The organism is Proteus appendicitidis (assembly GCF_030271835.1).
In the GTDB taxonomy this organism is placed as follows: Bacteria; Pseudomonadota; Gammaproteobacteria; order Enterobacterales; family Enterobacteriaceae; genus Proteus; species Proteus appendicitidis.
Genome location: NZ_CP127389.1, coordinates 870,658 through 883,534, shown reverse-complemented (window position 1 = coordinate 883,534; position 12,877 = coordinate 870,658). Strand labels below are relative to the sequence as shown.

The following is a 12,877-nucleotide window of genomic DNA, read 5'->3' as shown; positions in this document are numbered from 1 at the left end:
AGATCCACACGGAAACTTGATATTCAATTTATTGAGTATTATTGGTGGTTGATAGGAAGAATGAGGTCACTAATGTCAAAGATTTATCCCATTTCTCAAATTATTGGGCATAAAATTCGTAAACAACGCCAGCAACTTCGCTTGTCAGCAAAGGTTGTCGCTGAACGAGTCGGTATTAGCCAGCAACAATTTTCACGTTATGAGAATGGGCTATGTAAGATTGATGTTGATATGCTCTTTCATATTGCACAAGAGCTAAAAGTCACCCCTGCATTTTTCCTACCGCAAAATGAAGAGCAAGTTTCTGCCGTGGCACTGACACAATCCAAACAGTTTTGGAGCGCCCAAAGTCAGATTTAATCTTCTTTATATGGAAATCTTCTCTTTTATCTTCTTATTATGATAAATAAGATTTCCATATATCATTCTTAATTAGATAATCTTACTGGGTGTTATTACCTACAATTATCAATCCCATTCATATATTTATTTCAGAACAACAAATTTTTTTCTTTTATAAAAGAAAATGTTATCACTATTTTTACTGATTTCTCGACCAGCTTAAGCGATATTTTTCGTATAGATTATCTCCTATTTCTAATACAAATTATGTTAACCTTATTAAGAATAATAACAATTATCATTTCAATAATAGGGGTTAAACATGAAATATCGCTATGCGCTCTCTCTCACTGCTCTCTCATTTTTTTCTGCGTCCGCTCTTGCTGTTGAGTATCCCGTTGGTCATCCTATTCTTAAAAATGGTATGGAAATTCAAGGGGTTTATCTGCAACCTATCACCATGGATATCGAAGAAAGTCATCATGCGATGAATCACTTGGCTGCTGATAAAGCAGATATCCATTTAGAAGCAGATATTCATGCCACAGAAGATAATCCAAATGGATTTGCTGAAGGTGATTGGATCCCTTACCTCACCATTGAATACACCGTAACAAAATCCGATGCTCCTGCAAAAAAACAGCAAGGTACATTTATGGCGATGGTTGCCAATGATGGCCCTCACTATGGTGAAAACCTTAAACTGGACGGAAATGGTCAATATAACGTGACCTATAAGATTTACCCGCCTTCATACAACAAAGATATCGCTTTTGGTCGTCATATCGATAAAGAAACGGGTGTATCACCTTGGTTTGAACCGTTTGAAGTATCTTGGGATTTCACCTATAGCGGTACAGGTCGTAAAGGTAGTTACTAATTAGCTTCATAACGGATAAATCCAACCATTTGGATTTATCCTTTTTCTCTTTTTTAAGTGAAACGCTGATGATCAAAACTCTCTCTAAATATACATTATTACTACTCTTAATGGTGACATCCTCTATTTTTGCAGCAGAGAAATACACCGTTGAATTAGAAATGAAAGATGGTGAACTTATTCCCCAAGTACTTGAAGTTCCTGCTAAAACACCCATTAGAATAAAAATTCGTAATACAGGCACTAGCCCTGTTGAATTTGAAAGTACACAGCTACGTAAAGAAAAAGTATTAGCACCGGGCGCCAATTCTGTCGTTGTAATCGCACCACTAAAACCAGGCCGTTACACCTTCTTTGATGATTTTCACCTTTCTCATCCTCAAGGTGAAATTGTTGCAACTGAAAAGGCAGAGTAATTATGGGACAAGTTCTGTTTGTTGTTTGGCGAGAAAGTTTTGAAGCGCTATTAGTGGTAGGCATTATTTATGCGTGGATAAAACGCTCACCAACACCACAACAAGGTATGAAATATTTATGGGGTGGTGTGGCATTTGGGTTATTTCTTGCCATTATTCTAGCGCTAAGTATTTATGGCGTATTTAGCTCACTCGAAGATATGTGGCAATCTCTATTTATGATCGCAATGGAGATCCTCGCTTGCGTACTTATTGTACAGATGGTTTATTGGATGAATGGGCAAGGAAAATCATTAAAAGCAAATATAGAAAATGAACTCACCCAAAAAACACAGCAACAAAGTGCATGGGGTATTTTATTAATTATTGCCATTGCGATTGCCAGAGAAGGCAGCGAAGTAGTGGTCTTCCTCTCTAGCCATATTATGGCCCTCAATGCACAAACAGCACTGCCTTTCTTTATTGAGGTCTTTATTGGCTTACTTGTCGCTGCATTCACACTGTGGCTATTTTTGCTGACTTCAAAAGTTATTTCATGGCGCTATTTCTTTACCGTAACAGGATTTTTATTACTATTCCTTGCCGTTTCTCTGTTATTAAAAGCCGTAGAAGAAATTGCCAATCTATTGATTGAAATGGATTTTGAATTACCTGATTTCTTTATTTATCCACTTTGGGATATTAGCCATATTCTTGATGATTCCAGTGTCTTTGGTAATTTTTTAGTCTCGTTTTTTGCTTATCGTTCTCAACCTATTGGTTTAAGCGTGGTGACATTTATTGTGTATTGGGTGGTTGTAGCACTGTTATTTAAGCGAGGCGCTCGCCATGCTAAATAATGTAAAGTTGCTAAGTAAAAAGATCACCGTTTTTCTATTTATCTTATTGTTTTCTTTTCCTATTTATGCGGAAAAAATTATTCAGGGTATTATTCAAGATAGCGACAATATCGTTATTGCCAAAGGGGATATCCCCACTCCTAAAAAGTTTGAAACCGATATTTTAAATTACCGAGAAAAGGCGGTTGAACAATTAACGCTAGTTGAAAAATCGCTCGATAAATTAATCGAAAGCAGCGAAAAAAATCAGCTTATTAATGCACAAAATGCTTATCAACAAGCGCATTATCATTATGAAGTGATCCGCCCTATTATTGCCCTTTTTGGTACAAGCGAACGTCTATTGAATAATCGAGCCGATTTCTTTCTTGAAAGAGAAAATTCACCTCGTTTTTCAGGATTTCATTTAGTTGAATATCAACTGTTTAAATTAAAAGATCTTCAAAAAGCCACCGAATCAGCAAAAGCCCTTTTAAGAGGCATTAGTGACTTAAAAAAACGTGTCTCGATTGAAGATATTCCTATCCCTAAATTGGTTCAGTCTGCGGGTGATAGCTTAGAGTTTATTTTAACTGACAAACTCGCTGGTATTGAAAATCAATATTCAAACAGCGATCTGGGTGATAGTTATGCCAATTTATCTGGATCGCGCTTAATCGTAGAGATCTTATCTAATCATATTCCAACGACAGAATATCAACTGCTTATCAAACAATATGACGATATAGGGGCTTTGCTTTTAAAATATCAGCGCGATGAAGGTCTATTCCAGCCTTTAACAGCGCTTCCTGAAACAGAAAAAAGTTGGCTTTTTTCTCAAGTAACACAATTGGCAGAGCAAGTGGCAAACTTACGTAGCACGCTCAATATTGATGTTTACTATCACTATAAAGAAGCAAGTGATGAAAAATAAAACGCTCTTTAAATCGCTATCAAAAAACCCTGTTAATCTCAATAAACGTACAACGTTAAAGTGGTTAGGAGGGAGTCTATTACTCGCCAGTATGGGAGCGAAAGCAGTAGAAAAACAAGAGTCTTTATCTACTCCTCGCTATCAACGGGCTATTGCCTATTTAGGTCAACATCAAGCGGGTGTTATTACACCAGAACAAAAGCATGCTTCATTGATTGCACTTAATCTGACAGTAACAAACGCCGATGATGTAAAAAGAATATTCACAACACTGACCCAACGAATTGCATTTTTAACTCAACCCAGAGAACTTCAACAACGGGCTAATCCACATCTTCCTCCTGCTGAATCCGGCATTTTAGGAACACAATTACACCCCGATGAATTAACCGTCACAGTCGCTTTAGGTGATAGTTTTTTTGATAGTCGTTTTGGTTTTCAAGCTAAAAAACCTAAGCGCTTAGAACCAATGAAACCTTTTCCTAATGACCGGCTCGATCCTAAATGGTGTGGGGGTGATGTATTACTGCAACTTTGTGCAAATAGCCCAGAAAGCGTGATTTATGCGCTAAGGGATATTTTAAAACACCTGTCAGGAAAGGTTTATGCTGTATGGAAAATCGATGGTTTTCTTCCTGCCCGTGATATCGATAATCGACAAACACCGATTAATCTTTTTGGTTTTAAAGATGGCTCTGGCAACGCGCCCTCTTCAGACAATAGCTTGATGGACTCTCTTGTTTGGATCACCGAGAAACAAAAAGAGCCACAATGGTGTTTAGGCGGGAGTTATCAAGCGGTTCGCCTTATTCGTTTTGCTTTGGAGTTTTGGGATAGAACACCGCTTGAAGATCAAGAAAATAACTTTGGTCGCCATCGCTCAACTGGAGCACCAATAGGCATGAAGCAAGAGATGGACGATCCGCAATTTGAAAAAGATCCACACGGTGACAGAGTGCTATTTGATTCTCATATGCGACGGGCTGAACCCAGAAACCCAGAGCGTTATAGTGCCAAATTACGCCGACGTAGTTATAGCTACTCATTAGGATTAACGCCTTCGGGTCAGCTCGATATGGGGCTGATCTTTATCTCGTTTCAAAATAACCTTAAAAAAGGTTTTATTGATACCCAAAAACGTTTAGACGGTGAACCCTTAGAGCGTTATATCAAACCTTTTGGTGGCGGATATTACTTTGTGTTACCCGGTATATCTCAAGAAGGTGACATTCTGGCGAAAGGGCTATTCGATTAATCAACACACGATTTTAGGCACTTTGCTTTTAATGCAAAAGTGCCTAAATACGTTCTTTAGCAAATTAGCGGGAGAAATGCGCCATTTTTGCTTTTAATGCATTGCCTAGCTCCACTTGCCTTTCAGGTTCAATAAATCCCATCGTCAATACTGCCGCTACCATTTCCCCTTTTTTATTAAACACAGGGCATGAAATAGATTGCGCGCCTGGAATACCATCAGCAGGCTCCTGACGAATAGCAAAACCTTGTTGGCGAATAGTATTTTGCTGATTTTGTGATAAATCTGCTTCAATCCTCAAATCACTAAAGGTAGCAAAAACAGCACCTGCGGCACTAATTTTATGAGGAACAGGAGTATCAGGCAAAAAATCGATATCAACATGTTTAAAACTACGGTTGTAACGTGTTAAAAACAATTGATTACCTTGAGGTATCACCAATCCCGTAGACATATTATGTTCATCTCTAAACTCACATAATAGCTGATTAATCTCATCCACAAAGGATTGTGGTTTTGGCGTTGCCTGTGCTAAAAAAAGAATTTTACTCCCCAAACAATACTGACTTCCTTCACTCTCTTGATACAGCATTTCTGAGCGACAAAGTGAAACTAAATACTTATGTAAGCGACTTTTTGAAAGCGAACAGGCTTTTGCAATATCTGACGATCGGGCAATACCTCCATTCGACGCAATAAATTCGAGAATGGTAATAGCGATATCAACCGAGTTAACTCCTTGAGAATTCTGCATTTATTTTCTTTACACCTATTCGTTATTTACTTTGTTTTATGACGATATCCCATTATTCTTTTTTTGTCATTTTTACTAGTTTATTTCACTAAAACCTTATTTTAAATAGGGATTTTTAATCATTTTCTATCGATTATTTTCTTTGTCTATTTTTAGATGATCTAACTCAAGGTTAACCATATATGAATTGAGTTTATATATAGTTAACTTTTCTTGTGCGTGAGAATGTCTATGTCTAAAAATCAAACATGGGAATTAAATAGAAGAACGTTGTTAAAAGGAATGGGCGCCATTGGCGTGGCAGCTCTTTCTCCTAACGCGTTCAGTCTAGTTAATGAAAATAAACCCATATATAACCAAAAAATTCGGATCAAATTATCAGAATATAAAACCTTTCGTTCAACCTGTGCGATGGAATGTTTGCACTGTAACCTAACAGCTTTTACGCATAATGGGCAACTTATCAAAGTTGAAGCCACTGAAGGCTTTAATGTGAAATGTTGTTTGCGTGGTATGAGCCGAACTAAGTGGGTATACCATAAAGATCGTTTAACCACACCTTTATTACGCGTTGGTGAAAAAGGGAAAGCGGAATTTAAGCCAATCAGTTGGAATGAAGCGCTTGATCTTATTGAAAAAAATATCAGAGAAACCATTGATAAGTTTGGTAATGAGGGGCTATTTATCTCCACTCATGCAGGCAATATGGACTCGATTAAAAATGATATGGGTAAGGCGTTTTTCGATTACTTAGGAGGCTCTACAAAGCAAGCTGGCTCGCTATGTTGTTCCGCGGTAACAGCGGCGATGATCCCAATGGTCGGTCTGCGCTATGCAGATACTCGAGATACGGTAAAAGATAGTCGCTATATTCTTTGTTGGGGTAATAACCCAGCCGTCACTATGCAAGCCTATTTTAAAAATTACAACCAAGCTCGCCGCAATGGCGCCAGAATGGTGGTTATTGATCCTCGCTTTAATGAAACTGCAGCTAAAGCCGATGAATGGATCCCAATTGTACCCGGTACAGATACCGCGCTCGCATTAGGGATGATCAAAATTATCATTGAAGAAAATCTCACTGATAAACCTTTTTTACGGGCGCATACAGGTGCCGTTTATCTTGTTAACTCACAGCAAAAGCTATTACGCCAATCTGATGATGATCAAGATAGTTATCTGGTTTTTGATACCTTAAGTCAGCAACTTGTTCACCATGAAACACCAAATATTGTTCCTGCGTTAACTCATGATGAACTGCCCGCTAATGCTGAGTATATGACTGTCTTTGAGCAAATTTATCAACAAGCACAATCTTGGACTGTTGAAAAGACCAGCCAAGAAACGGATATTCCAAAAGAAACGATCATTCGTTTAGCTCGCGATTATGCCACCACTAAACCGGCAATGATTGTACAAAATATGTCAGGCGCTCAACGAACAGAGTTCGGTGCTTATGTCGCAGCCAGCCAGTTTTATCTTGCGTTATTAACAGGCAACATCGGTAAAAAAGGTGCCGGAATTTGTGATGCGGGCGGCGCTCGTCAAATGGCGAAATTTAGCCCGATTATTCCACCAGCACCGAATGCCAAACCCATTAAACCAATCCCTGTTGCCAAAGTCGGTGATTGGATTGTCAATGAAAGACCACACCCTATTAATTTTTGGTGGATCATGACAATGGGGGTGATGACGCAGCTTCCTAACACCAATATGGTGCGTAATGCACTGAAAAAAGTTCCTTTTGTTGTTGTCGCAGATAACTTGATGTCATCCACAGCACTTTATGCCGATCTTGTACTTCCTGTTACCACTATTTTTGAAGATACCAGTTTAATGGCGGGTGTTCGTAGTCAATATGTACAATTAATGGAAAAAGCGGTGGAGCCACCCGGAGAAGCAAAACCTGATTATTGGATCTTTGCTCGTCTTGCTGAGCGCTTTGGCTTTGGTGAAGTCTTTAATCAGCCCATCGAACATTACATTGATGCTTGTCTTAAAGGTTCTGGCATTACTCGTGAAATGCTTGAAAAAGGACCAGTACGCCCAGTTGAAGGTGATTGGGTTCCCTTTAAAGATGGTATTTTCCGTACTTCAACGAAAAAAGCGCACTTCTTTATTGAAGAGTGGCAGAGCAAAAATTTCTCCCCTATTGTCACCTATTACCCAGTAAAAGAATCGACAAAAGGCTCCCCTGAACTAGCCAAAAAGTATCCGCTTATGGCGGTACAACGCAAACTTGCCCGTAGTGTTCACTCCAGCCATGGTATGAATGAATGGATCTTAGAAGTACAGCGCAATCAGCCTAATCTTCTTATCCATCCTAATGATGCCTTAGCTCGCGGCATTAAAGATGGTGAATGGGCTATCGCGTTTAATGATCGAGGCGAACACCGTGCGATTGCCGTTGTGACCACTCATATTAAGCAAGGTGTTATCTCATTAGACAATGGATGGTGGGAGCAACAAGGCGGAAGTAGTAGCCATGTTACCAACGATCACGTAGAGCCTTTAGGTAATGGTCATTGCTGTAATAGCACCTTAGTTAACGTAAGACGGGAGGCATGATCATGGCGAAGAAACAGTATGGTTTTCTGATAAACACCAAAGATTGCTACGGTTGTCGCACCTGCTCTATGGCATGTAAATCTGAAAATGCCACACCACCTGGTGTGCTATGGCGCCGTGTTCGAGAATTCAACGAAGACCAACCTAATGCCCAAGCTTTCATTACTATGTCTTGTAACCATTGTGATGATCCACAATGCCTGAAAGTCTGTCCTGCTGACACTTATACCAAACGTGAAGATGGTATTGTTGTGCAAGATCATGACAAATGTATTGGTTGCCAAATGTGTATTATGGCCTGTCCTTATAATGCACCGGTTTATGATCCCGTTGAAGGTAAAACCAGTAAATGCAATATGTGTGCAGATAGACTAGATGAAGGCTTGAAACCGCGTTGTGTTGAATCTTGCCCTACTAGCGCCATTGAGTTTGGTGAAATTGAAGATCTACGTAAAAAACATACAACAAATTGGGCTTTATTGGAAAAACGCTATGGCGTTCCTGATCACACCATCAGTCATCCTAATATTGTCATTATTGGTATGGAGGATTAATTATGCATGATTATCAACTGCCGTTAGTCCTGTTTACGGTGATGAGCCAATGGGGTATTGGCGCGGTATTAGCGCTTTCACTGTATCTATGGCAAAACCAGACTCAAAACGTTGCAATGCTAAGTACTAAAGCATTACGAACAACCGTTGCGTTGATTTGGTTAATTGAAGTTGTTGGCTCCTCAATGTCGATGGGGCACTTAGGTGATCCGCTGGGTGCTTATCGTTCTGTTTTAGGTATTGCCCATTCTTGGTTAAGTCGCGAAGCCATTGCCTTTGTGATGCTAAATGGATTGATTTCATTATGGGCATTAGCGAGTTGGGTACAGCCCCATGCTATTCGCCGTAATAGTTTGATTGGATTATTTTGTGGTGTGATTGGTTTGCCTGTGATTTTGGTTACGGCACAAATCTATTACCAAATGCAGGCACACCCGTTATGGCATACGCCAGCAACACAAATTAGCTTTATTGGTACAGCGTTGTTACTGGGTTTTGGATCGATGATCCCTTGGTTACGTTTACAAGGTAAAACCATTAGCAATGCATTAAAAATAGGAACATTAATCGGCGCATTATTAGTACTTGTGGGAGTCGTTATAAGAGCGCAAGTAGCCGGTGCAGATGTAGCAAGCCTATTATTATGGTGGCAAGTCATTGCTAGTCTGATGATGGGTATTTGTATTATTACGTTGTCTCACAGTGCGTTATTTAGCAAAACATCACTCTCTATTATCGCTATTTTGATGCTTTTTAGTGGCGAAATTGCAGGCAGGATGTTGTTCTATGGCAATGTAATGGCGCAAGCTCCTTGGTTCTAAGTGTGTTATCTCTCTAAGTTAAATTGCATGGTTAAATGACAGGGTTTAAATCACTGAAGTAAATCACTTAGTTAGCTTGCTTATTTAACCTTGTTTTCATCCCCGATGTTTCACTTGATATTTTTATTTACCTTAACATTACCTTTAATTTGCCCCGAATTTATTTGGGGTATTTTTTTATCTTTGATGAAATAATCATCTAGCTATCTTTATCAATAATAGGCAAAATTAACATTAATCATTTAGCACAATTCCCTGTTTACTATTAAAAAAGAGAGCGCTTCGCATGACTGGATTAATTATTACCATCGCGTTACTGGGTCTTATTTTTTATTATTACAACCGTATTATCTCTATGCGTGAAGCGGTTATCTCCAGTGAAACTGAAATTTCAGTACAATTAGATCGTCGTGGCAAAGTGTTCGATAGTTTATTAGCCACTGTTAAAAAATACCTTAGCCATGAGTCTGAAGTATTTACTAAAATCACTGAATTAAGAACACAAGCTCAAAGCACAAATACTAAAGAAGCCAAAGCGGCTGAAGATGAATTATCAAAAATTGTCTCAAGTGGTGCCATTAATGTGGCGGTTGAAAATTACCCTGAATTAAAATCCGACACTATCATGGCAAATTTACAAGAAGAGATTGTTTCAACAGAAAATAAACTCTCTTTTGCAAAGCGTGGTTACAACCGTACTTTAGAGCAATACCGTGCTTTCATCGCTTCTATTCCTGCGGTATTTATCGTCAAAATTTTCCCAAGCCTTGTTATTGATAAAGAGTACTGGCGTCTTGATGAAGGAACCATTAAAGCGGAAGAAGCGCGCCGCATTAATTTCGATTAATTTGCTGGTGGTAAGAGAGATTTATTACTACTAGATTGATAAAAACAGCACTTAGCGGTGCTGTTTGGAGTCACTAATGGATTTCAGAAATGTTCTACGAAAAAATGCTATTCGAACTCGTTTTGTTATAGCAACATATTTACTGTTAATGCTTATGATCGGTTTACTGGTGGATACGGCTATTGGTGCCAATCCTTATTTAGATCTTACCGATAATATGTTGGCATTTCTGACGTTTCAATCTCTTCCCATTGCTTCATTAATTATTCTCGCTATCTCGATTTTATTGCTTATCTTTATTCATTTTAAAGGGCATAAAATTATGCTCACGGGAATGAATGCGCGATTAATTAGCCCTGATGACACTTTAAATGCACAAGAGCGCCAGCTCCTTAATATTGTTGAAGAGCTTAGTTTAAGTGCAACTCTTGGCTACATTCCTAAACTCTATCTTCTTGATACACCAGAAGCGAATGCCTTTGCAGCTGGCTGGTCTGAGAAAAATGCCTTTATTGGTGTAACAACAGGCTTATTAAATCGTCTTAATCGCCAAGAAGTACAAGCAGTATTAGCGCATGAAACCGGGCATATTATTCATGGTGATTCACGACTGACGTTATATGTTGGCATATTAGCTAACGTTATTCTGACAGTAACTAATATCTTTGGTAGTCGCTTATATATTGCCTCTGGTAACCGCGGTGGTAAAAGTAATGATGCAGCAAGCAAAGCGCGACTCATTTTAATTATTCTCAACTTGGTTTTACCGATCATTACACAGGTGCTCTATTTCTATTTATCCCGCACTCGTGAATATATGGCAGATGCCGCTGCGGTTGATTTAACCCAAGATAATCAAGCGATGATTAATGCATTAAAGAAAATTTCAGCACAACATGACACTGAAAATTTTGAAGATGGTTCGACGGGACGTGCTTATCGTAAAGCGGCCTTTATTTTTAATAAAGGAGATTCGTTTTTCTCAACGCATCCCTCTATTGAAAATAGGATCGCAGTGTTAGAAGGTCGAAAAACGTTTTAATTCATGTTGATACAATGCTGTAAAAAGAAAAAAGCGTTTGCACCCTATTAATAAACAGGTGAAAACGCTTTTTCTTATTTCTTAGCTTTCTTAGCAATTTTCTTAGCGACAATCCAATTAACGTTGTTTTTCACCGTGATGGAAAATAGCCGTACGTAAACGCTCTTGTTGCTCATAACGCAGTGGAAATTCAATTGTTTTATTTTTACCTAATTCCACTAAAAGTTCGTTCATGGTTTGAATACTGGTTGTCGCAATAGCATCATCAACCTGTTTAACCACTTCATCATAATGAGACATCGTTATCTCCTTTTTCTCATAAAAATCTTAACTGCTATCATATTACAAGAAGGAGAAATTCTATATTTTTAGTCGCACAAAGCATGACTAAATTGAGTTAAGTGGTTTATTTTTTGTCTCTTGACCCAATAACATCACCGCTAATATTCCAATCACAATCGAAAAACTGAAAATCAAAAATATAGAGCTTATTTCAAATTGATATTGAACCAAATATCCCACCATTAAAGGTCCTAATATTCCACCAATACGCCCTATTGCGGTTGCTGTTCCGGCACCAGTTGTCCGAATTCCATCGGGGTATTGTTCTGGTGTATAAGCATATAAAGCCCCCCATGCGCCCAAATTAAAGAACGATAACAACATACCGAAAATAAGCAATGTTGCAGTAGAGTCAGCCACACTGAAATAATAAGCACTAATGGCGGTTCCAGCTAAATAAGTCACTAAAACAAACTTTCGCCCATAGCGCTCAATTAACCAAGCTGCCGTAAAATAACCAGGCAACTGTGCTAATGTCATAATAAGCACATATTGGAAGCTCTTAATTAAACTAAAACCTTTTAACATGGCAACACTAGGCAACCACAAGAAAATACCGTAATAAGAGAAAACCACACAAAACCATAAGATCCACAACATTAACGTTGAGCGGCGATATTGTGGTGACCAAATTAACGCCATTGATTGGCGAATTGATAAACGTGTTTTTTTCTGTGAAATAGACGATGAGGTAGGTTCGGGTAATTTTGAGCGTAAATAGAGGGCATATACCGCAGGTAATGCGCTTAATAGCATAGCCATACGCCAGCCATAATCAGGAATAATAAAATAAGCAATCAACGCAGCAATTAGCCAACCGACCGCCCAAAAACTCTCTAATAAAACAACAATACGACCTCGTTCATGGGTTTCAACGCTTTCACTAACAAGTGTGGAAGCAACAGGTAATTCTCCACCTAATCCCATTCCGATAAAAAAGCGTAAAACAAGCACCACCATCAAAGAGCTTGCTAATGCTGTTAATCCACAACCTAAGCTAAACAGCAATAAAGTAAAGATAAAAACAGGTTTGCGCCCTTTTCTATCTGCCATAATGCCAAACACAAATGCACCAATAGCCATTCCAATTGAGTTGACACTACCAATCCAACCCAATTGTGATGCCGTTAATCCCCAATCTTCTTTTAATGCTGTGAGTAAAAAAGCCAATAATCCCACATCCATGGCATCAAAAGTCCATCCCATACCTGCGATACATAAAAGCTTATTACGAGAGATTGCCTCAGGCGCTTTGCCTGTTTGGCTTGCCGTTGTCATTACATTTCCTTTCCATCCCGATTAAA

The 12,877-nt window shown here is 38.7% G+C and carries 14 protein-coding genes; 11 read left to right on the top strand and 3 right to left on the bottom strand.

What is annotated here, in order from left to right; all coding sequences use genetic code 11:
* Positions 1–72 precede the first annotated feature (72 nt).
* From QQS39_RS04085 to efeB, 6 genes are all read left to right on the top strand, one after another.
* Positions 73–360: a helix-turn-helix domain-containing protein gene (locus tag QQS39_RS04085; protein WP_151434375.1), complete on the top strand. Its 288-nt coding sequence runs from the start codon at positions 73–75 to the stop codon at positions 358–360.
* A 304-nt stretch (positions 361–664) separates the two neighbouring features.
* Positions 665–1,222, top strand: coding sequence for an iron transporter (locus tag QQS39_RS04080; RefSeq protein ID WP_151434374.1), 558 nt, complete (start codon positions 665–667; stop codon positions 1,220–1,222).
* Positions 1,223–1,290: 68 nt separating this feature from the next.
* Positions 1,291–1,638, top strand: coding sequence for a cupredoxin domain-containing protein (locus QQS39_RS04075; RefSeq protein WP_285805430.1), 348 nt, complete (start codon positions 1,291–1,293; stop codon positions 1,636–1,638).
* A 2-nt stretch (positions 1,639–1,640) separates the two neighbouring features.
* Positions 1,641–2,477, top strand: coding sequence for an FTR1 family iron permease (locus QQS39_RS04070; protein WP_151434373.1), 837 nt, complete (start codon positions 1,641–1,643; stop codon positions 2,475–2,477).
* The gene (locus tag QQS39_RS04065) at positions 2,467–3,390 is read left to right on the top strand and encodes an EfeM/EfeO family lipoprotein (RefSeq protein ID WP_285805429.1); all 924 of its coding nucleotides are present in this window, start codon (positions 2,467–2,469) and stop codon (positions 3,388–3,390) included. Before QQS39_RS04070 ends, QQS39_RS04065 begins: the two co-directional genes overlap by 11 nt.
* On the top strand, positions 3,380–4,645 hold the full coding sequence (gene efeB, locus QQS39_RS04060) for an iron uptake transporter deferrochelatase/peroxidase subunit (protein ID WP_151434371.1): 1,266 nt from the start codon (positions 3,380–3,382) through the stop codon (positions 4,643–4,645). Before QQS39_RS04065 ends, efeB begins: the two co-directional genes overlap by 11 nt.
* A gap of 64 nt (positions 4,646–4,709) precedes the next feature.
* On the opposite strand, the gene QQS39_RS04055 is transcribed toward efeB, so the two are convergent.
* Entirely contained in the window at positions 4,710–5,399 is a 690-nt protein-coding gene (locus QQS39_RS04055) for an IclR family transcriptional regulator (RefSeq protein ID WP_151434370.1), read from the bottom strand.
* 231 nt (positions 5,400–5,630) lie between these two features.
* Between QQS39_RS04055 and QQS39_RS04050 the strand changes: the two genes are divergently transcribed.
* The 5 genes from QQS39_RS04050 (at position 5,631) to htpX (ending at position 11,231) form a co-directional block, all read left to right on the top strand.
* Positions 5,631–7,967 carry a molybdopterin-containing oxidoreductase family protein gene (locus QQS39_RS04050; RefSeq protein ID WP_285805428.1) on the top strand — a complete coding sequence of 779 codons (2,337 nt, stop codon included), beginning with the start codon at positions 5,631–5,633 and terminating at the stop codon, positions 7,965–7,967.
* Positions 7,968–7,969: 2 nt separating this feature from the next.
* Entirely contained in the window at positions 7,970–8,521 is a 552-nt protein-coding gene (locus tag QQS39_RS04045; RefSeq protein WP_151434368.1) for a 4Fe-4S dicluster domain-containing protein, read from the top strand.
* A gap of 2 nt (positions 8,522–8,523) precedes the next feature.
* On the top strand, positions 8,524–9,342 hold the full coding sequence (locus tag QQS39_RS04040) for a dimethyl sulfoxide reductase anchor subunit family protein (RefSeq protein WP_285805427.1): 819 nt from the start codon (positions 8,524–8,526) through the stop codon (positions 9,340–9,342).
* A gap of 286 nt (positions 9,343–9,628) precedes the next feature.
* Positions 9,629–10,189 carry a LemA family protein gene (locus tag QQS39_RS04035; RefSeq protein WP_151434366.1) on the top strand — a complete coding sequence of 187 codons (561 nt, stop codon included), beginning with the start codon at positions 9,629–9,631 and terminating at the stop codon, positions 10,187–10,189.
* A 76-nt stretch (positions 10,190–10,265) separates the two neighbouring features.
* Entirely contained in the window at positions 10,266–11,231 is a 966-nt protein-coding gene (gene htpX / locus QQS39_RS04030; RefSeq protein WP_151434365.1) for a zinc metalloprotease HtpX, read from the top strand.
* A 117-nt stretch (positions 11,232–11,348) separates the two neighbouring features.
* Here the strand turns inward: htpX and QQS39_RS04025 are convergent, their stop codons facing one another.
* Both QQS39_RS04025 and QQS39_RS04020 read right to left on the bottom strand, forming a co-directional pair.
* Entirely contained in the window at positions 11,349–11,531 is a 183-nt protein-coding gene (locus tag QQS39_RS04025) for a DUF2526 family protein (RefSeq protein ID WP_285805426.1), read from the bottom strand.
* 87 nt (positions 11,532–11,618) lie between these two features.
* The gene (locus QQS39_RS04020; protein WP_285805425.1) at positions 11,619–12,851 is read right to left on the bottom strand and encodes an MFS transporter; all 1,233 of its coding nucleotides are present in this window, start codon (positions 12,849–12,851) and stop codon (positions 11,619–11,621) included.
* Positions 12,852–12,877: the final 26 nt, after the last annotated feature.